Source organism: Methylobacterium planeticum (genome assembly GCF_008806345.1).
Classification (GTDB): Bacteria; Pseudomonadota; Alphaproteobacteria; order Rhizobiales; family Beijerinckiaceae; genus Methylobacterium; species Methylobacterium planeticum.
The window spans coordinates 90,110-112,833 of the sequence record NZ_VZZJ01000007.1; the positions used below are offsets into that span (position 1 = coordinate 90,110).

Genomic DNA, 22,724 nt, shown 5'->3' on the forward strand with positions numbered 1-22,724 from the left:
CGGGGGCAAGGCCCGAGACGCGCCTTTTTCGGCAGGATGATCGGACAACCCGGGGATGGCCTTGCAGGGCATGGTTTTGGAGATGGACGAGCGGCAAGCGGTGGTCGAGGCCGGGCCGGTGCGGCTCGACAAGGCCTTGGTGGCGGCGTTCCCGGACGTGTCGCGCTCGCGCCTCCAGGATCTCGTGCGGGAGGGCCATGTGCGGCGCGACGGGCACACCGTCCGCGACCCGTCCCAGAAGGTCGGGGCCGGGGCCGTGCTGGCGGTGACGATCCCGGAGGCGGCTCCGGCCGAGCCGATGGGCGAGACCCTGGCCCTCGTGGTCGCCTACGAGGACGACGACCTCATCGTGATCGACAAGCCGGCCGGGCTCGTCGTCCATCCGGCGCCGGGCCACGAGGCCGGGACCCTGGTCAACGGGCTCATCGCCCATTGCGGCGAGAGCCTCTCGGGGATCGGTGGCGTGCGCCGCCCCGGCATCGTCCATCGGCTCGACAAGGATACCAGCGGCCTGATGGTGGTGGCCAAGAACGACCGAGCCCACAAGGGCCTGACGAGGCAGTTCGCCGACCATGGCCGGGTCGGTCCCCTGGAGCGTGCCTACCTGGCCTTCGCTTGGGGCGTGCCGGAGCCGCGGACCGGCACGATCGACGCGAATCTCGCGCGCAGCCAGCGCAACCGCGAGAAGATCGCGGTGGTGCGTGCCGAGGAGGGGCGCCACGCGGTGACGCATTACCGGGTCGAGGCTCCGCTCGGCTCCGAGGCCTCGCTGCTGCGCTGCCGCCTGGAGACCGGGCGCACCCATCAGATCCGCGTCCACTTGAGCCATCGCGGCCACCCGCTCCTCGGCGATGCCGTCTACGGAGGGGCCTTCAAGACCAAGGCCGCTCGCCTGTCCGAGACCGCGCGGGCCGCCCTCGACGCCCTCGGGCGGCAGGCCCTGCACGCGACGCTGCTCGGCTTCGCGCATCCGCGCACGGGCGAGCATCTGCGCTTCGAGAGCCCGCTCCCGCCCGAGATGACGGCGCTCGCGGCGGCGCTTGCGGCCGGGGCGTAACCGTCCGAGCACCGAGCGCGAACAGGAGGGCGGACACCGCGTCGCGTCCGGCCGGTCTCTGTCAGGCGAAGGGCAGGCGGAGGTGTGCCACCACACCGCGTTCCGCGACCTTTCGTGACAGACTCAACCCATCGAACCGTTCGCGCGTTGATGACGACGTTCGCGTCGCGGACCCGCTACCGGATCGGGGGATTCCTCACTACAAATGGGGAATCGGACGGCCGGCTCAAGGAGCGGCTCTCCGCATTGTGGTCCGCCCGGACGGGGGACAGTCCAAGGAGGTATGCCATGGCAGGCGCTTTGCCCGTATTGGCGAATGAGGGTGGCCTTTCGCGCTACCTCGATGAGATCCGCAAGTTTCCGATGCTCGAGCCCACCGAGGAGTTCACCCTCGCCAAGAGCTGGCGGGATGGGGGGGACCGTGAGGCCGCGCACCGGCTCGTGACCTCGCATCTGCGGCTCGTGGCCAAGATCGCCATGGGCTATCGCGGCTACGGCCTGCCGATCGGCGAGGTGGTGTCCGAGGGTAACGTCGGCCTGATGCAGGCCGTGAAGCGTTTCGACCCGGACAAGGGCTTCCGTCTCGCGACCTACGCGATGTGGTGGATCAAGGCCGCGATCCAGGAATACATCCTGCGCTCGTGGTCGCTTGTGAAGATGGGCACCACGGCCAACCAGAAGAAGCTCTTCTTCAACCTGCGCAAGGCCAAGGGCCGCATCTCGGCGCTGGAGGAGGGCGACCTCAAGCCCGATCAGGTCAAGCAGATCGCGACCCGTCTCGGCGTGCCCGAGCAGGACGTCATCGACATGAACCGGCGCCTGTCCGGTGACACCTCCCTGAACGCGCCCCTGCGCGAGGAAGGCGAGGGCGAGTGGCAGGACTGGCTCGTGGACAACACCCCGAGCCAGGAGGCGGTGCTCGCGCGAGAGGAGGAAGGGCAGAACCGCCTCTCGGCGCTGCGCGACGCGCTCGGGGTCCTCAATCCGCGCGAGCGGCGCATCTTCGAGGCGCGCCGCCTCGCCGACGACCCGATCACCCTCGAGGATCTCTCGGGCGAGTTCGGCGTGTCCCGCGAGCGGGTCCGCCAGATCGAGGTGCGGGCCTTCGAGAAGGTGCAGGAAGCGGTCAAGCGCAACCTCGCATCCCGCGAGTTGCCCCGGGCGGGCGCCGGCGCCAGCGCCTGACCTCATCGGACCGACCCCGCGAACGTCACGAGGCCGCCCCCCCGGGCGGCCTTTTCGCGTCGCCTGATCCGGGCCCGGGCTGAGGCTCAGGCGCGGCGAACTACTTCCACTGGTCGAAGGCCCGCTGCATCTGCTGCGTGCCCGAATTTCCCTTCTCGAAGGTCAGGACGGCGCGCTGGCCCGTGGTGTAGCGCACCGCGAGGTCGAACCAGTTCTTGTGGAGCAGCAGGTCGGTGTTGCGGTCGATGTCGTTGCGCAGCGACGACAGGCCGATCAGGAACAGGTTCTCGCGCACGCGCACCGGCAGGCCGGAGACCGGCGAGCCGCGCCCGTTCTCGTCGTCCTTGGCCTGAAGCAGCCCGACATCCTGCACCGCCCGCTTCTCGCCCTCAGGCCCGGTATCCGTGAAGGCGAGCTTGATCGTGTGCGAGGCGGGAAGCGTCGCGTCGAGGTTGCGCTGGATCGTCATCGTCAGGGCGAGGCCCGCATCCGGGAACTCGACATTGGCTACGATGGCGGTCTCGAGGGGCTGCCCCTGCTCGCCGCTGATGGCATCGAGCCGCCAGACGACCCTGCCCGCCGTGGTGGACGCCTGGTTGTTCTGGGCCGTGGTGTTCTCCTCGATCAGCACGGCCCGCTGGGCGACCGCGAGCTCCGCCTGCGAGAGTTGCGGCGGTGACGTCGGGGCAGGCGCGCTCGCGCCGCCCTGGTTCGGTGCGGCAGGGGTGGTGGGGGCCTGCTCGCCGCCGACGCGGTCCGAGTACTTCGCGTCGCTGCCGTCGGCGGGCGCCCCCGCGGTCTCGGCGCCGCCCGTCTGCAGGTCGGTGGGCTTGTCGCGCAGGAGGAAGGCCGCGACCGCGATCAGGCCGATCACGACGGCCAGCACGCCCCCGACGAAGACGTTGCGCAGCATCCGCGAGCGACCGCCTCGGGGCGCCACGACGTCGATCCGGGGCCGCTGGCGCCCGTTGGCGGGGTCGCCAACGCGGCCGGCGTCCTCCGCGGCCGCTTCCGGTGCCGCACCGTCCGCCGGCGCGGTCCCGCTGACGGTCGCCTCGGGGCCCGCGAAGGTCGGCGCCTTCGGCTTGCGGGGCGCGATGGCGATGGCGGGCTCGCGCTGCGGCTCGGGCTCCGGCAGGCCGATGGCCGCCGGGGAGGGGCCGAGGTTCGGCGGCGGCGCCGGCGGCAGGGCAGGCTCGGGCTTCGAGACGGCGGGCGCGACGGGCTCCGGCCTGCGGGGTTCGGGCTCGACCGGATCGGCCGGCTCCGGTTCGAACAGCCCGTCCTCCGGCTCCGGAGACGCCACCGGCTCGGGCGTCCGCGGGGGCTCCGGTGCCCGGGCGGGCTCCGCCGGCTTGACGGACGCTTGAGCCGTGACCGGCTCTGCGGCCGGGGCGGGCGCGCCGCCGTAATCGACCTCGAGCCGTGCGATGGCGGTGTCGAGCGCCCTGCTCTCGAGGTCGATGTCATCCTGCGAGAGGGGCGGCTCGAGCGAGCGGAGCTGGCCGATCAGGGCGCTGCGCGCGCGGTCGTACACCGCCTTGCGCATGGCGGGGGAGCGGTCCGGCAGGGCGTCGAGCGCCCGCGCCAGCAACGGGTAGTAATCGGCCATCGTGCCTGGGTCCGCCCTCTTGCCGCCCCCTCAGCGCAGCAGCCCCGCCCGACGCGGGACGCCGCCGGACGAGGATTTCTCAGGCTCAGTCCTCGAAGGGATTGTGCATCAGGATGGTGTCGTCCCGCTCCGGTGACGTCGAGAGCAAGGCGACGGGGGCACCGATCAATTCCTCGATGCGGCGCACGTACTTGATCGCCTGGGCCGGCAGCTCGGCCCAGGACCGGGCGCCCGCGGTGGTCTGCGACCAGCCCTCGATGATCTCGTAGATCGGCTCGACCTTCGCCTGCGCCGCCTGGTTGGCCGGGAGGTGGTCGAGGACCTCGCTGCCGAGGCGATAGCCGGTGCAGACCTTGATGGTCTCGAACCCGTCGAGGATGTCGAGCTTCGTCAGCGCGATGCCGTCGATCCCCGAGGTCCGCACGGTCTGGCGCACCAGCACGGCGTCGAACCAGCCGCAGCGGCGCTTGCGCCCGGTATTGACGCCGAACTCGCGGCCCTTGGCACCGATGGTCTCGCCGACCTCGTCGAAGAGCTCGGTCGGGAAAGGGCCTTCGCCGACCCGCGTGGTATAGGCCTTGGCGATGCCGAGCACGTAGCCGATGGCCGACGGGCCCATCCCCGAGCCGGTGGCGGCCTGCGAGGCCACGATGTTCGAGGAGGTGACGAACGGGTAGGTGCCGTGATCGACGTCGAGGAGCGCACCCTGGGCGCCCTCGAACAGGATGCGCTTGCCGGCCCGGCGCTGGTCGTCGAGGAGGGCCCAGACCGCGTCCGCGTAGGGCAGGATCGTCGGGGCGATGGCCTTCAGCTCGGCGAGCAGCGCGCCCGCATCGACCTCGTCGATGCCGAGGCCCCGGCGCAGCGCGTTGTGGTGGGTCAGCACCCGCTCGATCTTCGAGGGCAGGGTGCTCTCGTCGGCGAGATCCACCACCCGGATGGCGCGGCGCCCGACCTTGTCCTCGTAGGCCGGACCGATGCCGCGCTTCGTCGTGCCGATCTTGAGACCGGCATTGTTGGTCTCGCGGAAATGGTCGAGCTCGCGGTGCAGAGGCAGGATCAGCGTCGCGTTGTCGGCGATGCGCAGGGTCTTGGGCGAGATCTCGACGCCCTGCGCCTGGAGCCGGGCGATCTCGTCGACGAGGTGCCAGGGATCGACCACGACCCCGTTGCCGATGACGGACAGCTTGCCGCCGCGCACGACGCCCGAGGGCAGGAGCGCGAGCTTGTAGGTGACACCGTCGATGACGAGCGTATGGCCGGCATTGTGACCGCCCTGGAACCGGACGACCGTGTCCGCCTGCTCCGAGAGCCAGTCGACGATCTTGCCCTTGCCTTCGTCGCCCCATTGGGCGCCTACGACGACGACGTTCGCCATTCGCTTAAAACCCATACCGATGTGCAGGACGGGTGCCCGGCCGGAGGCCTCAAGGTAACCCGTTGTCGGATGGGTCTTTCCGCGATCCGGCCCTCAAAATCAAGCAAAGCGCCCGCGCCGGCCCCACGCGGCAGGGGACGGGCGGGTCGGGATGGCGCGGCGCTTCCGCCTACTTGGCTTCCGTGTTCGGGGCCTGTCCCGGCAATTCCCCCGGCTTGATCACCGGCATCGCGCCGGGATTGGGATCCGGCGGCTTCACCACCATGCCGGGCGCGGCGTTGCCGGGCGGTGCTATGACCCCGTCGTTCTTCTGCAACTTGTCGCTGAGCGTCGTGTCGCCGTTCTGGCCCGTGCCGGCCCCGTCGTTCGGCCGCACCTTCTCGGGCGGCGTCTGGCTCTGCGACGGCAGGTTCGGGTCGGTGTCGCGGCCTCTCAGCGGCGCATCCGGCGATTGCGCAAGGGCCGCGGTGGCGCAGAGGCTCACGGCGAGCACCGCGAGCCCTGACAAGTGTTTCGGCATCGGAACCTCCCTCTCGGACGCCTCTCAGTCCGAAAGGAACCGTTGCCTGCGGAATCCGTTCCTGCGGGCTTCCGGCCGCGGCTCGGTGCAGGGTCCCGTTGGGGCCGGATCAGGCGCCCCGCGCCATCCCGATATAGAGATCGCGGAGCCGGCGGGTGAGCGGGCCGGGCTGGCCGGCCCCGATGGCCCGGTCGTCGAGGGCGATCACCGGCATCACGAAGGCCGAGGCGCTGGTGTAGAAGGCCTCCGCGGCCGCATAGGCCTCCTCCACGGAGAACAGGCGCTCCTCCACCGTCAGGTTCTCCTCGGACGCGAGGCGCAGGACCGCCGCGCGGGTGATCCCGGGCAGGAGCGCGGTCGAGAGCGGGCGCGTCACGATCCGGCGATCCGTCGTCACGATGAAGGCGGTCGAGGAGGAGCCCTCGGTCACCGCCCCGTCCTCGACCATCCAGGCTTCGGCGACACCGGCCTGCGCGGCGGCCTGCTTGGCGAGAACCTGGGCCAGCAGTGCCACCGACTTGATGTCGCGCCGCTTCCAGCGGAGATCCTCGACCGTCACGACCTTGGCGCCGGTCTCGGCGAGCGGGTTGCCGATGATGGATTTCTTCTGCGTGAACATGACCACGCTCGGGGGTGTGTCCGCTGCCGGGAAGGCGAAGTCGCGCTCGGCCACGCCCCGCGTCACCTGCATGTAGACGAGTCCCTCCCGCAGGTCGTTGCGAGCGACGAGTTCCGTCTCGAGACGAATCCATGCGTCGGTCGGGTAGGGATTGCGGATCCCGATCTCGCCGAGGGAACGGTCGAGGCGCGCGAGATGCGCCTCGTTGTCCACGAGCCGCCCGTCGAGGATGGCGGAGACCTCGTAGATCCCGTCCGCGAACAGGAATCCGCGGTCCATGATCGGGATGCGGGCCTCCTCGAACGGAACGAAGCTGCCGTTGAGGTACACGGTGCGGGACATGGATTCTCCTCGGAGCAGGGCTCGGCCGCGTGGGCCGGATCTTCCAAGCATCGGCGCCGGGGGCGGCGCAAGTGCGTTTGGTGACAACCGGGGCTGCGAGCCGTGCGGGGTGGAGAAGCGCCCGGGTGCAGGAATCGTGCAGGGTGCCCGGCGATGCCGCGGGCATGCGCCCGAAAGCCGGCCTCCGCCCGGCCCGGCTGCGCCCCGGCCTCGGCGACTCGGGCGCGCGGCCGTGGAACGCCGCCGTTGCGGGGCCTCGCTTGTAGCCGGGCCACCACCGCATCCCCGTGGTGGACCGTGCCGCCTCGCCACGCGCCGGATGCCAGTCCCGCATCCGGCGGAAGCGGCCGGCGTCAAGCCGGCCCGCAGGTCCGGCTCAGGCGTCGGAGCCGAAGACGCGCCGGAAGATCGTGTCCACGTGCTTGAAATGATAGCCGAGGTCGAAGCATTCCTCGATCTGCTCGGGCGTCAGGGCTGCCGTCACGTCCGAATCGGCCTTGAGCAGGGTCAGGAAATCGCCTTCGCCGCGCCAGACCGGCATCGCGTTGCGCTGGACCAGCCGGTAGGCATCCTCCCGCGAGACGCCGGCCTGCGTCAGCGCCAGCAGGACCCGCTGCGAGTGGACGAGCCCGCCGAGCCGGTCGAGGTTCTTCCGCATGTTGGCGGGGTAGATCAGCAGCTTGTCGATCACCCCCGTCAGGCGCGCCAGCGCGAAGTCGAGGGTGACGGTCGCGTCCGGCCCGATCATGCGCTCGACCGAGGAGTGCGAGATGTCCCGCTCGTGCCAGAGCGCCACGTTCTCCATCGCGGGCAGCGCGTAGGCCCGCACCATCCGGGCGAGGCCGGTCATGTTCTCGGTGAGCACGGGGTTGCGCTTATGGGGCATCGCCGAGGAGCCCTTCTGGCCCTCCGAGAAGAACTCCTCCGCCTCGAGCACCTCGGTGCGCTGCAGGTGGCGGATCTCGATCGAGAGCCGTTCCACCGACGAGGCCACGACGCCGAGCGCCGCGAAGAACATGGCGTGGCGGTCGCGCGGGATCACCTGCGTCGAGACGGGCTCGGGCGTGAGGCCCATCTGCCTGGCGACGTATTCCTCCACCTGCGGGTCGATGTTGGCGAAGGTGCCGACCGCACCCGAGATCGCGCAGGTGGCGACCTCCTCGCGGGCCGCCACGAGCCGGGCGCGGTTGCGCGCGAACTCCGCGTAGGCCTGGGCGAGCTTGAGCCCGAAGGTGACGGGCTCGGCGTGGATGCCGTGCGAGCGGCCGATGGTCGGGGTCAGCTTGTGCTCGAAGGCCCGGCGCTTGATGGCGGCGAGCAGGGCGTCGACATCGGCGATCAGGATGTCGGCGGCGCGCACGAGCTGCACGTTGAGGCAGGTGTCGAGCACGTCGGACGAGGTCATGCCCTGGTGCACGAAGCGGGCTTCCGGCCCGACGATCTCGGCGAGATGCGTCAGGAAGGCGATGACGTCGTGCTTCGTGACCGCCTCGATCTCGTCGATGCGGGCAACGTCGAAGACCGCCTCGCGGCCCTTTTCCCAGACCGTGTCGGCGGCCTCCTTCGGCACCACGCCGATCTCGGCGAGCGCGGTCGTGGCGTGAGCCTCGATCTCGAACCAGATGCGGAAGCGGGTCTCGGGCGACCAGATCGCCGTCATCGCGGGCCGGCTGTAACGGGGGATCATCGGGCGCCTCGGGCTCTTGATGCGGTTCCAGGGTTGAGGGGGCGCCTAGCATGCGGCGCGGACCGGCTCAACGCGTGGCGACGCGGGCCGCTCGACGGCATGTTGCCTCCTCGACCGCTCCGACCAGCGCCCGGCCGAGCCGAACAACCCGGGCTTCGTCATCCTCTCGGGCAGGACCAAAACAATCCGGCTGCCGGGCTACGACCGCTTCGACCTCGGCCTGTTCCACGGGTTCAACGGATCGGTGCGGGCGCAGGTGAACAACGAGAACATCTTCGACCGGCGCTACATCTGCATGGCCGACAACACCATCACGCCGGACGCGCCCCGCACGATCCGGGCGCAGATCATCGCGCGGTTTTGAGGACAGACATCCCGGCGCCTCGCGGGAGGCGCCGGGGCAGCCGTCACTCCACCCGGACCCAGCCCTGGGCGAGGAGCCGCTCCTGCGGGGTGAAGCGGGCCTTGTAATCCATCTTGCGGGAGCCCTCGACCCAGTAGCCGAGATACAGGTAGGGCAAGCCGAGGGCACGGGCGCGCCGGATGTGATCGAGGATCATGAAGGTGCCGAGAGAGCGGCTGGCGACGTCCGGATCGTAGAACGAGTAGACCATCGAGAGCCCGTCCGCGAGGACGTCCGTCAGGCACAGGGCGATGGGTGCGCCGGTGCCGCGCCCGTTGATGGCGGTGTCGGGGCCGCGCCGGCGGTAGGTCACGAGATGGGTGTCGACATGGCTGTCCTCGATCATCATGGCGTAGTCGAGCACGGTCATGTCGACCATGCCGCCGTCGCCGTGTCGGGCGTCGAGGTATCGGCGGAACAGCGCGTATTGCTCGGAGGCCGGCCGGTTGGTCTCCGGGTTGCCAACGATGTCGTCGTTGCGCTGGAGGATGCGGCGCTGGCTCGCGGTCGGGCGGAAATCCTCCGCCACGACCCGGACCGAAACGCAGGCGCGGCAGGTTTCGCAGGCCGGCCGATAGGCGATCGTCTGCGAGCGGCGAAAACCGCCCTGTGTGAGGATTTCGTTGAGGTCGCGGGCGCGCCGCCCGACGAGGTGGGTGAACACCTTCCGCTCTTCCTGGCCCGGCAGGTAGGGGCAGGGCGATGGGGCGGTCAGGTAGAACTGCGGGGTATCGCGCGGGTGGCTCGTCACGCTTCACGTTGCCTTCGGGGCCGGCGGCGCGGGAGCCCGCACCAGCCGGTGGAGTGTAGCGCCACCACGGCTCCGCTCAACTGCCTCGACACGCCCGCGCGCCAGAATTTCAGCGCGCGAAACCGTACGCTCTAGCTTCGCACAACTGCGAGACCGAGGAGCAGATCATGGCCGAGGCGACGGTCGCTGCGGGCGAATCCGAAGACGATGTCGACGAACCAGAGCAGGAAGGTCGAGACCGCGACGTAGAAGAGCAGGGCGTGCACCGCCGCGGTGATGAAGTCGACCCGCCGGCCGCTCTCGGGCGCCACGACCCGCAGGCCCATCATCCGCATGCCGAGGGTGCTCTGGCGGGCGCCGCCGACCGTGATGGCGCTGTAGAGGACGCCGCTCGCGGGCAGAACGGCGAACAGCGTCCAGCCGAGTCCGAAGGTGATCACCCCGAGCACCGCGATCGCGAGCCAGAGGAGGATCGAGAATCCGAAGATGAACAGGATATCGAGCAGATACGCGACCGTGCGCGCCCCGAGGCTGGCGCGCACCATCGGAACCGGCATCGGGGGCAAGTATCCGGGCGTGTCGAGACGCTCGGCGTAACCGGGCGGGGGGTTGAGCATGGCCGTCAGGTCCTGCAAGGCGAGGGGTCGCAGCGCCTGAGGTAGGTAGCCGCCTGCCCACCCTCAAGATGGCCGAGGCGCGCTCCGGGGCAACCGCGGCGCCGGTCGCTCAGTGCGCTCGGTCGGCGCGGGCCGGATCGCTCGCCTCCGCATCCGGTGTGTCGAGGTAATAGCGCTTGAGCAGGTAGAGCGCCGCCCCGTTGAGGTGGCCCTGGTCGGTGGTGATGCCGACGAGCTCCGCCCCGGCATTGAAGCGGCAGAGCACCCAGCGCGGGCGGGTTCCGGTCCGATAATCCACCCGCACCGTATCGGGCGCAGGCCCCGTCGCCGCCCGCAGGACGGCGAGGTCCGTCTCCGTGGGCGAAAGGGCCGGCACCGCCCGGCGGCAGAGGGTGACGCGTTGGCGTTCCACCGCATTCTCGCAGGCGGCGAGCCCCGTCAGGAAGCCGCCGACGGCACCGACGAGCAAGCAGTTCCGGACGACGCGCGGTGTCACGCGCCGGCGCGCAGCCGCTCCGCGACGCGCGGCGCGTAGTAGGTGAGGACGCCGTCGGCACCCGCGCGCTTGAACGCGAGCAGGCTCTCGACCATGGCGCGCTCACCGTCGAGCCAGCCGTTCCGGGCCGCCGCCTCGATCATCGCGTACTCGCCGGAGACCTGGTAGGCGAAGGTCGGCACGCCGAACGCGTCCTTCACCCGCCGGATGATGTCGAGATAGGGCAGGCCGGGCTTCACCATCACGGAATCGGCGCCCTCGTCGAGGTCGAGGGCGACCTCGCGCAGCGCCTCCGCGCCGTTGCCGGGATCCATCTGGTAGGTGCGCTTGTCGCCGACGAGGGCGGCCTGGGTGCCGATCGCATCGCGGAACGGACCGTAGAAGGCCGAGGCGTACTTCGCCGCGTAGGCCATGATCTGCACGTCGCGAAAGCCCGCCTTGTCGAGGCCGGCCCGGATCGCGCCGACGCGGCCGTCCATCATGTCCGAGGGGGCGATGATGTCGGTGCCGGCCTCGGCCTGGATCAGGCTCTGCTCGACGAGGAGCGCCACCGTCTCGTCGTTCAGGATGGCGCCGTCCTCGAGGAGCCCGTCATGCCCGTGGCTGGTGTAGGGATCGAGGGCGACGTCGGTCATGATGCCGATCTCCGGAACCGCCCGCTTCACCGCGCGCACCGCCTGGCAGACGAGGTTGTCCCGGTTCAGCGCCTCGGAGCCGGTCGGATCCCGCAGGGACTTCTCCGTGTAGGGGAAGAACGAGACCGCCGGGATGCCGAGGCGGGCCGCCCGCTCAGCGTCGCGCACGATCTCGTCGACGCTCTGGCGCTCGACGCCGGGCATCGAGGCGATCGGCTCCCGCCGGTTCTTGCCCTCGATCACGAAGAGCGGCCAGATCAGGTCGTCGACGGTGAGCGTATGCTCGCGTACGAGGCGGCGCGACCAATCGGCCTTGCGGTTCCGGCGCGGGCGCTGCGTGATCTTGAGGCCCTCGACGCGGGCGCCTTCCTGCGCGGTCTCGATGGCAAGCGGCCGGGGCTGGGGCGTGTCGTTCGACATGGCGTGCGATGTCTCTCGCGTGACGTGACTCTGACGGGACCGGGAAGCGCGCGTCGCCACAGGGGCGTATCACTTCGCAAATGGGGGCGAAACCCGCCCCGCCCGCGGCGCGGGGGCCGCCTCCGGTTGACGGCGGGGGGCCCGGCGGCATCTAACCGGCGCGCGATGGAAGAGATGCGGACCATGACCGACGCGGCGCCCGGCGAGATCCTGTTCGAGCGGCGCGGGGCCCTCGGCCTCGTCACCCTGAACCGCCCGAAGGCCCTCAATGCCCTCTCGCTCGGCATGATCCGGGCGATGCACGCGCAACTCGAAGCGTGGGAGAAGGACCCGGAGGTGACCCGCGTGGCCGTGCGCGGCACGGGGGGCCGGGCCTTCTGCGCGGGCGGCGACATCCGCCGCATCTACGACCATGCCCGCGCTGGGGACGAGCACGCGCTCTACGCCATGTGGCAGGCGGAGTACCACCTCGTCGCCTACGCGGCCCGCTTCCCCAAGCCCTACCTCTCGCTGATCGACGGCATCGTCATGGGCGGCGGCGTCGGCATCTCCGTGCACGGGGACGTGCGGATCGCCTCCGAGCGCTACGCCTTCGCGATGCCGGAGGTGGGCATCGGCTTCATCCCCGACGTCGGCACGACCCACCTGCTGCCGCGCCTGCCCGGATGGACCGGGACCTACCTCGCGCTCACGGGCGCGCGGATCGGGCCGGGCGACGCGATGACGGCCGGCCTCGCCACCCACCATGCGCCCGCCGCCGATTTCGACGCGATTCTCGACGGCCTCGCGGGCGGCGGCGACATCGCGGAGCTTCTCGCGGCGCGCTCCGCTCCGGTACCGGCGACCGGGCCCCTCGTGGCGGAGCGCGGCCTGATCGACGATTGTTTCTCGGCGGAGAGCGTGACCGACATCCTCGGGCGCCTCGATGTCGCGGCTTCGGCCCATTCGAGCTTCGCGGCGGAGACCGCCGCGCTCCTTCGCACGCGCTCGCCCACGAGCCTGTGCCTCGCCCGGGAGCAGATGCGGCGCGGTCCCGGCCTCAGCCTGCCGGAGGCGATCCTGACGGAGTATCGGCTGGTGACGCGAATCATGAAGGGGCACGATTTCTACGAGGGCGTCCGCGCCGTCCTCGTCGACAAGGACAACGCGCCGCGCTGGTGGCCCGCCACCCTCGACGCGGTGGATCCCGCGGTGATCGCCGCGGCATTCGGGCCTGCCGATCAGGCCGAGCCGAGCTTCGCCTGAGATGCGCGGACCGTTGAAACTCGGACGGGGCAGCGTCGGCGACCTGTCGAGCGACCGGATCGAACGCAGCGATGCCGCGCCCAGGACCACCTGGGACACGATGCTGGTCTGGTTCATGCGCATCACGGCCCTCGCCTGGCTCGCCAAGGGCGTGCATGCCTGGGCGTCGATCCTCGACGTCCTGCCGGGGGCGCGCGCCTTCGAGACCGAGCCCGTCGGGCGCCAGACGGTGATCGTCTACTTCGCGGTCATCGACCTCACGGCCGCCGTGGGGCTCTGGCTGACGAGCGCGTGGGGTGGCGTGGTCTGGCTGCTCGCCGCCACCTCGGCGCTGACACTCGCATTCCTGACGCCGCACCTGTTGCCGATGCCGCTGCCGTTGATCGGCGCGCAGGCAAGTATCATTGCGATCTACTTCATTTTATCTTGGCTGGCGGCCCGCGAGATCCGGTAAACGGAAGGTTACGAACATCGCTTCAGTTTGCATTTACCTACAGAAGTAAATCGAGAATTCATCCTGTCGCTTAAACCACCTTTCATTCCCCACCCGTAGGTTGGCTCCATAAGCGGCGCCGGAAACCAGCGAGACCGGCACAACAGATCGGGTGAGGCACAAGATGAAGTCCCAGGCCGTCAAGGTTGTCGAAACCAACAACGCTCCCGAGACCGGCGCCGCGAGCGGCTCCTACCTCGAAGCCCTGCACCTCGTGGAGCGCCTGCACCGCCGTCTGCTCGACGTCATCAAGGATGAGTTCGAGCGTCGCGGCCGCGAGGACGTCAACAGCGTCCAGGCGCTGCTGCTCTACAACATCGGCGACAAGGAACTGACCGCGAGCGAGCTGCGCACCAAGGGCTATTATCTCGGCTCCAACGTCTCCTACAACGTCAAGAAGCTCGTCGAGGCCGGCTACCTGCACCACGCGCGCTCGAAGACCGATCGCCGCTCGGTCCGGATCAGCCTCACCGAGAAGGGCCGCCAGATCCACGACATCATCCAGGGGCTCTACGACAAGCATGCCCGCACGATCCAGCCGATCGGCGGCATCTCGGACGACGATTTCGGCCGCCTCAACCAAGCTCTCGGACGCCTGGAGCGCTTCTGGACCGATCAGATCCGCTACCGTCTCTGATGTCCTTGACCGGGTTCGGCCCGGGATCCCCACGACGCGAACAGCCGGACGCCCTGAGGGGGTCGTCGGGCTGTTCGCGCTTTGGGAGCGGCGCCCGGGCGTGGCCATCGATCCGATCGAGGCCGCGGTGTCCGGCGTCTGCCGCATGAAAAAGGGCGCCGCTCCCGGAGGAACGGCGCCCGCCTCTGAAGCCGCCGAGGCGGCCGTCAGCTTAGTGGAAGGTGTCGATCTCAGCCGACTCGTAGCTGGTGACTTCCATGCCGACGCACAATTCCTGAACGATGGGGGCGGACCACTTCATGGGGGATCTCCTGATTGGGCAAGCGAAAATACGAGGTTCGAGGCAGGCTTGACGAGGCCGCCGGATCCTTAGTGGCCGGATCCTTAGTGGAAGGTGTCGATCTCAGCCGACTCGTAGCTGGTGACTTCCATGCCGACACAGACTTCCTGAACGATGGGGGCGGACCACTTCATGGGGTGTCTCCTCGTGATTGACGTTGGATCAAGCCGCACAAGCTCGCTTCGCCTGCGGAGCCTCAGTGGAAGGTGTCGATCTCAGCCGACTCGTAGCTGGTGACTTCCATGCCGACGCAGACCTCCTGAACGACGGGGGCTGACCAAGCCATGGCGTCTCTCCTTCCAATTCGATGGAGCGAAAATAAGCGATGTGTTGGGCGCAATACAAGTGGGCCCTACACTTATATTTCTCATAGGGAGGACGGCCCCACGCGCCGATCAAGCCCGAAATGGCGCCGTCCGGCGCGAAATCGCTGACATTCCAGAGCTATCGTGCCGGATGTCGCAGGTCGCGGGACGTCGTGCGGCGTCGCGCTGGGAGCTGCTCGCGGCCTTGCGACCGGCCATTCGCGCGCTGCATCGCAATTGGCCTTGACGGTCTCGCGCGCGAGGTTCACCACCCGCCGGCCTGCAGCCGCCGCGCGGCCGGCATCCGATTGCACAGCCCTGACAATGCCCAGCGACAGTCCCGATCGATCGTCCATGCCGTGCCCGGCCCCGTGCAGCGCGCCCGCCTGACCCCCTGAGGGCCTCCCGCGGGCCACCGCGCGTCGCCGGTCACGGCTCGACGCACGCGGTGAGCCCCAGCGAGACAAGGCGAGGCCCATGAACGAGATCGCCCCCTTCGACACCCGAATCGATCCGTCCGTGCTCGCCGCTCGGCTGTCGGACGAGCGGGCACCGGATATCGTCGAGGCCCTGAACGAGGAAGCGCCGGAGGTGGCTGCCGCCATCCTGCTCGGGCTGCCCCATGACCGGGCCATCGAGGTGCTCGATCAGCCCGAACTCGATTGTGCCGCCGACATCGTCGAGATGCTCCCGCGCGACCGGGTCACGTCCTTCCTGTCCGGCATGTCGGCCGACCGCGTCACCGACATCTTCCGCGAGATCGAGGAGCCTGGTCGTTCGGACCTGCGCGCCCGCCTCGACGCCGAGACGCGGGGCGCCGTCGATCGTCTGAGCGCCTACGGCGAGGAGACGGTCGGCTCGCTGATGACCACCGAGTTCGTCGCGGTGCCGGGCAACTGGACGGTGGCGCAGACCCTCGATCACGTCCGCCATGTCGAGAAGACGCGGGAGACCATCTACGCGATCTTCGTCCTCGATCCGCGCACGCGCGCGCTGACGAAGGCCGTGCCGCTGCGCCGGCTGATCTCCGGAAACCCGGACGACAATGTCCTCAGCGTCGCGCCGGGGCGGCGCCCGCTCGCGGTCTCGCCCACGGCGAGCCGGGAGGAGGCCGCGCGCCTGATCTCGAAATACGACCTGCTGGCGCTGCCCGTGGTCGACGCGGTCGGCCACGTCATCGGAATCGTCACGGTCGACGACATGATCGACGCCATGGTGGAGAAGCAGACGCAGGACGTTCAGCGCTTCGGCGGCATGGAGGCGCTGCCCGAGCCCTACATGGATATCGGCTTCTTCACGATGATCCGGAAGCGGGCGGGCTGGCTCTGCGCGCTGTTCCTGTCGGAGATGCTGACCGCCTCCGCGATGCAGGGCTTCGAGGGCGAATTGGAGAAGGCCATCGTCCTGACGCTATTCATCCCGCTGATCATGTCGTCGGGCGGCAATTCCGGCTCGCAGGCGACCTCCCTGCTGATCAGGGCCTTGGCGCTGCATCAGGTGCGCCTGCGCGACTGGTGGCGCGTGGCCCTGCGCGAAGTGCCGACGGGGCTTCTCCTCGGGGCGATCCTGGGCGTGATCGGCGTCGTGCGCATCTTCATCTGGCAGAAGACGGGGCTCTACGATTATGGTCCGCATTGGCCCCTCGTGGCCGCGACCGTCGGGGCGGCGCTGGTCGGGATCGTGACCTTCGGTTCGCTCGCCGGTTCGATGCTGCCCTTCGTGCTGCAGCGGATCGGCTTCGATCCGGCGACCGCCTCGGCGCCCTTCGTGGCGACCCTCGTCGACGTGACCGGCCTCGTGATCTACTTCTCTGTCGCGCTGCTGATCCTGAAGGGCACGCTCCTCTAGGGCCGTGCCCGATGACACCGGATCGGATCGTGACTCTCAATCCCCCGGCTCCCGTGCCCTAGCGCAGGGTTTGGCAGGGACGCTCGGTGAGAGCCCGGCGGCTCACATCTCGGTCGTCTGGCGGATGCGCGTGGCCAGCGCCTCCGCCGAGAAGGGCTGCGCGATCATCGGCATGCCCTGTGGTCGGGGTGGCCATTCCCGAAGGCAGCGGTTTCGGCGTACCCGGTGATGAACGGATCGATCGCCTGGGCGAGCATGTCCGGCGGCATGCCGGATCCGGTGTCGCTCACCGCGATGGCGATGTGGCGGCCGGGTCGAACCTGGGTTTCGGGCTGCGGCCGACGCCCCGGCCTCGATGTTGCGGGTCTCGATGCGCATTCGGCCGCCGTCCGGCATGGCGTCGCGGGGGCTGATCGCCAGGATGGCGCTCTCGCGCTGGTTGGGGTCGCAGAGCATCGGCCACAACTCCGCCACAGGGCGATCTCTCGGGCGATCTCGCGGGCGATGCCCTCGCCGAGGGAGCGGCGCAGGAGATCCTCCAGGGAGCCCCGATGGCATCGACCGGGGTCCGGTCCCTGCAAGAAGTGGCATTTGTGGCCGAGCAGGGCGTGGGCGGGGGAGCCGGACAGGCCCAGGAACGCGCAGGCGAACAAAGCCGGAAGCGGATCGGGGCGCTCACGCCATCGAGCGCGCGGCGATCAGGCGGGAGAGGCGCCCGCCTCGGCGACGTGAAGCGCCACGATGGCGTCGAAGGAGGGATCCGCCCGGAAGCCGAGGGCGAGGGCGCGCTCGGTGGCGAAGGCCTCCGGCCATGTCTCGATGATCCGCAGGATCGCCGGGTCGGGCTCGCGCCGGATCAACGCGACGGCCCGGTCGCCCGCGACGCGGCGCAGGGCCTCGATCTCCTCGGCGACCGTCGCGGAGACCCCCGGCATGGTGAGGTTGCGCCGCTGCCCCAGCGGCGCGAGATCGATCCCGGCGGCATGGACGAGGAAGTCCGTGGCGGCGCGCGGACTCGCGAACCAATGCCGGACCGTGTCGGGCACCGGCAGGACCGCCTCCTGCCCGGCCAGGGGCTCGCGGATGATGCCGGAGAAGAAGCCGGAGGCCGCTTTGTTCGGCTTGCCGGGCCGCACGCAGATGGTCGGCAGGCGCAAGCCGATCCCGTCGAGGAAGCCGCGCCGGGTGTAGTCCGACAGCAGGAGCTCGCCCATCGCCTTTTGGGTGCCGTAGGAGCTTGCCGGCGCCAGGATCATGTCGTCGCCGATCACCGGCGGCAGCGGGGCCCCGAACACGGCGAGCGAGGAGGTGAACACCACCCGCGGGTGGTAGCCGTCCGCGAGGTGCGCGTAGCGGATCGCCTCGAACAGCAGGCGCGTGCTGTCGAGGTTGACCCGGTAGCCCTTATCGAAATCGGCCTCCGCCTCCCCCGAGACGACGGCCGCGAGGTGGAAGATCACGTCCGGGCGCCTCGCGATGGTGGCCTCGGCGGCGCCCGGCGCGGAGAGGTCGGCCGCCTGCGCCGTCACGCTCCCGGCAAACCCCGCGGGGGAGGGCGGCGTCACGACATCGACGAGGGTGAGCGCGGTCAGGGGCTGACCACCGAGCTGGCCGGATCGCGCGAGGGCGTCCGTAAGGCGGCGGCCGATCATGCCGGCGGCACCGAGGATCAGGGCATGCATGGGATCGCGTCCTTGGTCGGAGTGGTCAGCGCATCAGCGCGAGGGCGCGGGCGAAGAAGTCGCGACCGCCGAAATTGCCGGATTTGAGCGCCAGCAGCATGGGTTCGGGCCCGCTCGCCGTGCGCAGGACGGGGACGCCCGCGGCGATCTCGGGGCCGAGCAGGAAGGCCCGGAGGCCGAGATGGTCGACGACGGCCCCCGAGGTCTCGCCGCCCGCGACGACGAGGCGGCGCACGCCCCGGGCGACGAGCCCGGCGGCGGTCGCGGCATTCGCCACCTCGATGGCGTGACCGATTCCGGCACCGCCGTGCCGGGCCTGGAGCGCGCGCACCGCCTCGGGGGTACCGCTGGTGGCGATCAGCACAGGCCCGGTGTCGAGGCGCTCGGCCGCCCAGGCGATGGCGGCCTCGACCGCGTGCGGATCGGACAGAAGGCGCTCCGGATCGAGGCGGAGCACGGGCATGTGGCCCTCCGCCGCCGCGATCTGGTCGAGGGTCGCCTGCGAGCAGCTGCCCGCGAGGCAGGCCGCATGGCCGCCGACGCCCTCGCCCGGGAGGGCGTCGGCCGAAGGCGAACCGCGTCCGGCCGCCACCAGGGCGCGGGCGAGGCCGAGGCCGAGACCGGAGGCGCCGACCGAGAGCGGGTGGCCAAGGGCCGCCCGGCCGAGGATCTCGAGATCGGATTCGACGATGGTGTCGGCGATGGCCGAGCCGTGGCCCGACCGCGCGAGGGCGTCGAGGCGGGCCGTCACCGCGTCGACGCCCTCGGCGACCGTCGCGATGTCGACGAGGCCGACCGGTGCGGCGCTCTGGCGGGCGAGGACGCGCACGAGGTCGGCGTCCCGCATCGGATTCAGCGGGTGGTCCTTGAGGGGGCTCTCGTTCAGGGGGCGCGCGCCGACGAAGAGGTGGCCCTGGTAGACGGTGCGGCCGGTCTCCGGGAAGGCGGGGGTGACGAGGGCGATCGGGGCGCCGGAATCGGCCCGGAGCGCGTCGAGGACGGGGCCGATATTGCCCGCATCCGTCGAGTCGAACGTGGAACAAATCTTGAACAACACGTGCGTCGCGCCCCGCGCCCGCAGCCAGCGCTCCGCGGCCCGCGAGCGCTCGACGGCCTGGTCCGCCGGGATCGAGCGGCTCTTGAGCGCCACCACGACGGCGTCGACCTCGGGCAGGGCGAGACCCGGGTCCGGGACGCCGATGGTCTGGACCGTGCGCAGGCCGGCCCGGGTCAGGGTATTGGCGAGGTCGGAGGCGCCCGTGTAGTCGTCGGCGACCGCCCCGAGGGCGAGGGGACGCGGGCTCATCGGGCGGCCTCCTGGCGGTAGGGCGAAAACCAGCCGAGCCCCTCGGTGGTGCCCGCGCGGGGGTTGTACTCGCAGCCGACGAAGCCGTCGTAGCCGAGGCGGTCGAGCTCGGCGAACAGGTGGGCGTCGTTCATCTCGCCCGAGCCGGGCTCGTGGCGCTCGGGCACGCTCGCGGTCTGGACATGGCCGATGATCGGCATCAGCTGGCGCAGCCGCATGGTCACGTCGCCGTGCAGGATCTGGCAATGGTAGAGGTCGAACTGGAGCTTCAGGTTCGGCAGGCCGAGCTCGGCGATGAGGGCGGCGGCGGTGCCGAAATCGTTGAGGAAGTAGCCCGGCATGTTGCGGGCGTTGATCGGCTCCAGCACGAGGTCGAGCCCGGCGCCGCCCAGGCGCTCGGCCGTCCAGGCGACCGCGCGGCGATAGGCCTCCCGCGCGGCGGGGTCCTGCGGCTCGGCGAGCCCCGCCATCAGGTGGAGGCGCCCGACCCCCGTGGCCTCGGCGTAGCGCAGGCCGGTCTCGACGCCGGCCTCGAGGTCGGCGAAGCGGCCGGGCAGCGCCGCGATGCCGCGCTCCCCCGCCGCCCAGTCGCCTGGGGGCAGGTTGAACAGGGCCTGGGTCAGGCCGTGGCGGCGCAGGCGCTCGCCGATCGCCTCCGGCGGATGCTCGTAGGGGAACAGGAACTCCACCGCCCGGAAGCCCGCATCCGCGGCCGCGGCGAAGCGGTCGAGGAAGGCGTGCTCGGTGAACATCATCGTGAGGTTGGCGGCAAACCGCGGCATGGCGTGACCCTCCTTCTTCACTTCTTCGGCTGGCCCGGCAGGCTCGCCCCGGCGACCTGCGCGTAGAGACGGGCGACCGAGGCGTCGTCGTCGCGCCCCATGCCGGAGCCCGCGGTCATCAGGAACATCTGGAGGGCGGCCGCTGCCACCGGCACGGGGAAGCGCTCGGCCCGGGCCATGTCCTGCACGATGCCGAGATCCTTGACGAAGATCTCGACGGCGCTGCGGGGCGTGTAGTCGCCGTCGAGCACGTGCTTCATCCGGTTCTCGAACATCCAGGAATTGCCGGCCGAGGCCGTGATCACCTCGTAGACCTTGGCGAGGTCGAGGCCCTGCTTGGCCGCGAAGCTGATCGCCTCGCAGGCCGCGGCGATGTGCACCCCGGCGAGCAGCTGGTTGATCATCTTGAAGGCCGCGCCCTGGCCCGCCGCGTCGCCGAGCCGGTAGAGCTTGGCCGCCATGGCGTCGAGGGCCGGCTGCGCCCGGTCGAAGGCGGCGCGCGAGCCCGAGGCGAGGATCGTCAGGGCGCCCTCGGCGGCCCGGGTGGCGCCGCCGCTGATCGGCGCGTCGAGGAAGTGGCGGCCGGTGGCCTCGAGGCGGGCCGCGAGGTCGCGGGCGACCGCCGGGTCCATGGTGGCGCAGGAGACGAAGACCGCGCCCTCCGGCATCGCCGCGGCGACGCCCCCGGCCCCGAACAGGACCGCCTCGGTCTGGGCCGCGTTGACGACGACGCAGACGACGATGTCGGCCCCCGCGGCGGCCTCGGCCGGCGCCCCGGCGCCGCTCCCGCCGGCCTCGGCGAACCGCGCCACAGCGTCCGGGTTCACGTCGAAGGCCGCCACCGACAGCCCCGCCCGCAGGAGCGAGAGCGCCATCCCGGTTCCCATCGAGCCGAGCCCGATCAGAGCGGCCCGGCCGGTCCGTGCTGGTTCAGTCATGACAGGTGTTCCGGTGTGTTGGAGCGGGATCAGCGGTTGACCATGCGGGCCGGCGTCACGAACACGCAGAGCGCGCCGACGACCAGCATCGCCGCGAGGGCGTACATGCCGGCGGCGGTGTTGCCCGTGAGGTCGCGCAGCGCCCCGATCACGTAGGGGCTCGCGAAGCCCGCGAGGTTGCCCACCGAGTTGATCAGCGCGATCCCCGCCGCCGCGCCGGTGCCGGCCAGGAACGCGGTCGGCAGGGACCAGAACAGGGGCGCGCAGGTGAGCACGCCGGCGGCGGCGACCGACAGGAACGCGATGGCGATCGTGGTGTCGGTCGCGGTCGCGGCCACGATGAAGCCGACGGCGCCGCACAGGGCCGGTCCGATGAGGTGCCAGCGCCGCTCCCGCATCCGGTCGGCGTTGCGGCCGAGGATGACCATCACGACCGCGGCGAACAGGAACGGGATCGCGCTGATCAGCCCGATGTTGAAGTTGCCCTGCACGCCCGTCGCCTTGACGAGGGTCGGCATCCAGAAGGTCAGCCCGTACTGGCCCGTGACGAAGGCGAAGTAGATCAGGCTCATGAACCAGACGCGGGGGTCGCGGAACACGGTCGCGATCGAGTGCGGGCTGTTGTCCTTGCCGGTGTTGTCCTGCGCGATGTCGCGCTCGATCACGGCCTTCTCGGCATCGGTCAGCCACTTCGCCTCGGAGGCGCGGTTGTCGAGGTAGAGGTAGACCGCCACGCCGACGAGGACCGCGGGGACCGCCTCGATCAGGAACATCCACTGCCAGCCGGCGAGCCCGTGCGCCCCGTTGAAGGCGTCCATGATCCAGCCGGAGAGCGGGTTGCCGAAGATGCCCGAGATCGGGATCGCCGACATGAACACCGCGATCACCTTGGCGCGGCGATGCGCCGGGAACCAGGCGGTCGTGTACAGGATGATGCCCGGATAGAAGCCGGCCTCCGCGAGGCCGAGCAGGAAGCGCATGATGTAGAAGCTCGTGGCCGAGTTCACGAACAGGAACGCGCCCGAGATCAGCCCCCAGGTGATCATGATCCGGGCGATCCAGACGCGCGCCCCGACCCGGTGCAGGATGACGTTGCTCGGCACCTCGAACAGGAAGTAGCCGATGAAGAACACGCCGGCGCCGAGGCCGTAGACGGTCTCGCTGAAGCCGAGCTGCTGCGACATCTGCAGCTTGGCGAAGCCCACGTTGACGCGGTCGAGATACGCGATGACGTAGCAGAGCATCAGGAACGGGACGAGCCGCCAGAACACCTTGGTGTAGGTCTGCTCGACGAAATCGGCCGGGGGAGCGGCAGCTCCCGGAATCCGGGCGGCTTGCACGGTCATGGACGTCCTCCTCAGCCGCGACGGAACGTTGTCCGCCACGGGCGCTTATGCTTTGCGCGACTCATTTTGGCAGCGCTTGC

24 protein-coding genes are annotated in these 22,724 nt (G+C 70.3%); 6 read left to right on the plus strand and 18 right to left on the minus strand.

Annotated features, from left to right (window positions below; genetic code table 11):
- Positions 1-55: 55 nt before the first annotated feature.
- Both F6X51_RS10670 and rpoH read left to right on the plus strand, forming a co-directional pair.
- Positions 56-1,057 (plus strand): RluA family pseudouridine synthase, encoded by a 1,002-nt coding sequence (locus tag F6X51_RS10670; RefSeq protein ID WP_407658502.1) that lies wholly within the window; start codon positions 56-58, stop codon positions 1,055-1,057.
- A gap of 288 nt (positions 1,058-1,345) precedes the next feature.
- Positions 1,346-2,242: an RNA polymerase sigma factor RpoH gene (gene rpoH, locus F6X51_RS10675; RefSeq protein WP_150963387.1), complete on the plus strand. Its 897-nt coding sequence runs from the start codon at positions 1,346-1,348 to the stop codon at positions 2,240-2,242.
- Between the two features lie 100 nt (positions 2,243-2,342).
- Here the strand turns inward: rpoH and F6X51_RS10680 are convergent, their stop codons facing one another.
- The 9 genes from F6X51_RS10680 to hemB all read right to left on the minus strand — a co-directional run bounded on the left by F6X51_RS10680 (position 2,343) and on the right by hemB (position 11,722).
- Complete coding sequence (locus F6X51_RS10680; RefSeq protein ID WP_150963389.1) at positions 2,343-3,854, minus strand: histidine kinase; 1,512 nt, start codon at positions 3,852-3,854, stop codon at positions 2,343-2,345.
- 85 nt (positions 3,855-3,939) lie between these two features.
- On the minus strand, positions 3,940-5,232 hold the full coding sequence (locus tag F6X51_RS10685) for an adenylosuccinate synthase (protein WP_150963391.1): 1,293 nt from the start codon (positions 5,230-5,232) through the stop codon (positions 3,940-3,942).
- A gap of 169 nt (positions 5,233-5,401) precedes the next feature.
- Positions 5,402-5,752 carry a hypothetical protein gene (locus F6X51_RS10690; protein ID WP_150963394.1) on the minus strand — a complete coding sequence of 117 codons (351 nt, stop codon included), beginning with the start codon at positions 5,750-5,752 and terminating at the stop codon, positions 5,402-5,404.
- A gap of 109 nt (positions 5,753-5,861) precedes the next feature.
- Complete coding sequence (locus tag F6X51_RS10695; protein ID WP_150963396.1) at positions 5,862-6,713, minus strand: D-amino-acid transaminase; 852 nt, start codon at positions 6,711-6,713, stop codon at positions 5,862-5,864.
- Between the two features lie 376 nt (positions 6,714-7,089).
- Positions 7,090-8,400: an adenylosuccinate lyase gene (purB, locus tag F6X51_RS10700; protein ID WP_150963398.1), complete on the minus strand. Its 1,311-nt coding sequence runs from the start codon at positions 8,398-8,400 to the stop codon at positions 7,090-7,092.
- A 407-nt stretch (positions 8,401-8,807) separates the two neighbouring features.
- Entirely contained in the window at positions 8,808-9,554 is a 747-nt protein-coding gene (locus F6X51_RS10710; RefSeq protein ID WP_150963402.1) for an arginyltransferase, read from the minus strand.
- Positions 9,555-9,685: 131 nt separating this feature from the next.
- Positions 9,686-10,171: an RDD family protein gene (locus tag F6X51_RS10715; RefSeq protein ID WP_150963404.1), complete on the minus strand. Its 486-nt coding sequence runs from the start codon at positions 10,169-10,171 to the stop codon at positions 9,686-9,688.
- 109 nt (positions 10,172-10,280) lie between these two features.
- Positions 10,281-10,640: a hypothetical protein gene (locus F6X51_RS10720; protein WP_150963406.1), complete on the minus strand. Its 360-nt coding sequence runs from the start codon at positions 10,638-10,640 to the stop codon at positions 10,281-10,283.
- A gap of 23 nt (positions 10,641-10,663) precedes the next feature.
- A complete protein-coding gene (gene hemB, locus F6X51_RS10725; protein WP_150963408.1) occupies positions 10,664-11,722 on the minus strand; it encodes a porphobilinogen synthase in 1,059 nt (352 codons plus the stop codon).
- Positions 11,723-11,905: 183 nt separating this feature from the next.
- Between hemB and F6X51_RS10730 the strand changes: the two genes are divergently transcribed.
- The 3 genes from F6X51_RS10730 (at position 11,906) to ldtR (ending at position 14,097) form a co-directional block, all read left to right on the plus strand.
- Positions 11,906-12,967 carry an enoyl-CoA hydratase/isomerase family protein gene (locus F6X51_RS10730; protein WP_150963410.1) on the plus strand — a complete coding sequence of 354 codons (1,062 nt, stop codon included), beginning with the start codon at positions 11,906-11,908 and terminating at the stop codon, positions 12,965-12,967.
- 1 nt (position 12,968) lies between these two features.
- Positions 12,969-13,421 (plus strand): DUF6163 family protein, encoded by a 453-nt coding sequence (locus F6X51_RS10735; RefSeq protein WP_150963413.1) that lies wholly within the window; start codon positions 12,969-12,971, stop codon positions 13,419-13,421.
- Between the two features lie 163 nt (positions 13,422-13,584).
- The gene (gene ldtR / locus F6X51_RS10740; protein WP_150963415.1) at positions 13,585-14,097 is read left to right on the plus strand and encodes a transcriptional regulator LdtR; all 513 of its coding nucleotides are present in this window, start codon (positions 13,585-13,587) and stop codon (positions 14,095-14,097) included.
- 211 nt (positions 14,098-14,308) lie between these two features.
- On the opposite strand, the gene pqqA (F6X51_RS10745) is transcribed toward ldtR, so the two are convergent.
- The 3 genes from pqqA (F6X51_RS10745) to pqqA (F6X51_RS10755) form a co-directional block, all read right to left on the minus strand.
- Positions 14,309-14,398, minus strand: coding sequence for a pyrroloquinoline quinone precursor peptide PqqA (gene pqqA, locus F6X51_RS10745; protein WP_150963417.1), 90 nt, complete (start codon positions 14,396-14,398; stop codon positions 14,309-14,311).
- An 83-nt stretch (positions 14,399-14,481) separates the two neighbouring features.
- Positions 14,482-14,571: a pyrroloquinoline quinone precursor peptide PqqA gene (gene pqqA / locus F6X51_RS10750; protein WP_109888207.1), complete on the minus strand. Its 90-nt coding sequence runs from the start codon at positions 14,569-14,571 to the stop codon at positions 14,482-14,484.
- A gap of 62 nt (positions 14,572-14,633) precedes the next feature.
- Entirely contained in the window at positions 14,634-14,723 is a 90-nt protein-coding gene (pqqA, locus tag F6X51_RS10755) for a pyrroloquinoline quinone precursor peptide PqqA (protein ID WP_109887906.1), read from the minus strand.
- Positions 14,724-15,219: 496 nt separating this feature from the next.
- On the opposite strand from pqqA (F6X51_RS10755), the gene mgtE reads away from it, so the two are divergent.
- Positions 15,220-16,590, plus strand: coding sequence for a magnesium transporter (mgtE, locus tag F6X51_RS10760; RefSeq protein WP_150963419.1), 1,371 nt, complete (start codon positions 15,220-15,222; stop codon positions 16,588-16,590).
- A gap of 102 nt (positions 16,591-16,692) precedes the next feature.
- On the opposite strand, the gene F6X51_RS10765 is transcribed toward mgtE, so the two are convergent.
- The 6 genes from F6X51_RS10765 to F6X51_RS10790 all read right to left on the minus strand — a co-directional run bounded on the left by F6X51_RS10765 (position 16,693) and on the right by F6X51_RS10790 (position 22,644).
- A complete protein-coding gene (locus F6X51_RS10765; protein ID WP_150963421.1) occupies positions 16,693-17,046 on the minus strand; it encodes a hypothetical protein in 354 nt (117 codons plus the stop codon).
- Between the two features lie 242 nt (positions 17,047-17,288).
- Complete coding sequence (denD, locus tag F6X51_RS10770; protein WP_150963423.1) at positions 17,289-18,272, minus strand: D-erythronate dehydrogenase; 984 nt, start codon at positions 18,270-18,272, stop codon at positions 17,289-17,291.
- A gap of 25 nt (positions 18,273-18,297) precedes the next feature.
- Complete coding sequence (otnK, locus tag F6X51_RS10775) at positions 18,298-19,578, minus strand: 3-oxo-tetronate kinase (RefSeq protein WP_150963425.1); 1,281 nt, start codon at positions 19,576-19,578, stop codon at positions 18,298-18,300.
- Entirely contained in the window at positions 19,575-20,360 is a 786-nt protein-coding gene (gene otnI, locus F6X51_RS10780; RefSeq protein WP_150963427.1) for a 2-oxo-tetronate isomerase, read from the minus strand. Before otnI ends, otnK begins: the two co-directional genes overlap by 4 nt.
- A gap of 17 nt (positions 20,361-20,377) precedes the next feature.
- Positions 20,378-21,298 (minus strand): L-threonate dehydrogenase, encoded by a 921-nt coding sequence (gene ltnD, locus F6X51_RS10785; RefSeq protein ID WP_150963429.1) that lies wholly within the window; start codon positions 21,296-21,298, stop codon positions 20,378-20,380.
- 29 nt (positions 21,299-21,327) lie between these two features.
- The gene (locus tag F6X51_RS10790; RefSeq protein WP_150963431.1) at positions 21,328-22,644 is read right to left on the minus strand and encodes an MFS transporter; all 1,317 of its coding nucleotides are present in this window, start codon (positions 22,642-22,644) and stop codon (positions 21,328-21,330) included.
- Positions 22,645-22,724 lie beyond the last annotated feature (80 nt).

What these genes read in the sequence shown, in the direction of transcription:
- F6X51_RS10670 (WP_407658502.1), top strand. Translation starts at nt 56, where the DNA reads ATGGCCTTGCAGGGCATGGTTTTGGAGATGGACGAGCGGCAAGCGGTG.
- rpoH (WP_150963387.1), top strand. Translation starts at nt 1,346, where the DNA reads ATGGCAGGCGCTTTGCCCGTATTGGCGAATGAGGGTGGCCTTTCGCGC.
- F6X51_RS10680 (WP_150963389.1), bottom strand. Translation starts at nt 3,854, where the DNA reads ATGGCCGATTACTACCCGTTGCTGGCGCGGGCGCTCGACGCCCTGCCG.
- F6X51_RS10685 (WP_150963391.1), bottom strand. Translation starts at nt 5,232, where the DNA reads ATGGCGAACGTCGTCGTCGTAGGCGCCCAATGGGGCGACGAAGGCAAG.
- F6X51_RS10690 (WP_150963394.1), bottom strand. Translation starts at nt 5,752, where the DNA reads ATGCCGAAACACTTGTCAGGGCTCGCGGTGCTCGCCGTGAGCCTCTGC.
- F6X51_RS10695 (WP_150963396.1), bottom strand. Translation starts at nt 6,713, where the DNA reads ATGTCCCGCACCGTGTACCTCAACGGCAGCTTCGTTCCGTTCGAGGAG.
- purB (WP_150963398.1), bottom strand. Translation starts at nt 8,400, where the DNA reads ATGATCCCCCGTTACAGCCGGCCCGCGATGACGGCGATCTGGTCGCCC.
- F6X51_RS10715 (WP_150963404.1), bottom strand. Translation starts at nt 10,171, where the DNA reads ATGCTCAACCCCCCGCCCGGTTACGCCGAGCGTCTCGACACGCCCGGA.
- hemB (WP_150963408.1), bottom strand. Translation starts at nt 11,722, where the DNA reads ATGTCGAACGACACGCCCCAGCCCCGGCCGCTTGCCATCGAGACCGCG.
- F6X51_RS10730 (WP_150963410.1), top strand. Translation starts at nt 11,906, where the DNA reads ATGACCGACGCGGCGCCCGGCGAGATCCTGTTCGAGCGGCGCGGGGCC.
- F6X51_RS10735 (WP_150963413.1), top strand. Translation starts at nt 12,969, where the DNA reads ATGCGCGGACCGTTGAAACTCGGACGGGGCAGCGTCGGCGACCTGTCG.
- ldtR (WP_150963415.1), top strand. Translation starts at nt 13,585, where the DNA reads ATGAAGTCCCAGGCCGTCAAGGTTGTCGAAACCAACAACGCTCCCGAG.
- pqqA (WP_150963417.1), bottom strand. Translation starts at nt 14,398, where the DNA reads ATGAAGTGGTCCGCCCCCATCGTTCAGGAATTGTGCGTCGGCATGGAA.
- pqqA (WP_109888207.1), bottom strand. Translation starts at nt 14,571, where the DNA reads ATGAAGTGGTCCGCCCCCATCGTTCAGGAAGTCTGTGTCGGCATGGAA.
- pqqA (WP_109887906.1), bottom strand. Translation starts at nt 14,723, where the DNA reads ATGGCTTGGTCAGCCCCCGTCGTTCAGGAGGTCTGCGTCGGCATGGAA.
- mgtE (WP_150963419.1), top strand. Translation starts at nt 15,220, where the DNA reads ATGAACGAGATCGCCCCCTTCGACACCCGAATCGATCCGTCCGTGCTC.
- F6X51_RS10765 (WP_150963421.1), bottom strand. Translation starts at nt 17,046, where the DNA reads ATGCTCTGCGACCCCAACCAGCGCGAGAGCGCCATCCTGGCGATCAGC.
- denD (WP_150963423.1), bottom strand. Translation starts at nt 18,272, where the DNA reads ATGCATGCCCTGATCCTCGGTGCCGCCGGCATGATCGGCCGCCGCCTT.
- otnK (WP_150963425.1), bottom strand. Translation starts at nt 19,578, where the DNA reads ATGAGCCCGCGTCCCCTCGCCCTCGGGGCGGTCGCCGACGACTACACG.
- otnI (WP_150963427.1), bottom strand. Translation starts at nt 20,360, where the DNA reads ATGCCGCGGTTTGCCGCCAACCTCACGATGATGTTCACCGAGCACGCC.
- ltnD (WP_150963429.1), bottom strand. Translation starts at nt 21,298, where the DNA reads ATGACTGAACCAGCACGGACCGGCCGGGCCGCTCTGATCGGGCTCGGC.
- F6X51_RS10790 (WP_150963431.1), bottom strand. Translation starts at nt 22,644, where the DNA reads ATGACCGTGCAAGCCGCCCGGATTCCGGGAGCTGCCGCTCCCCCGGCC.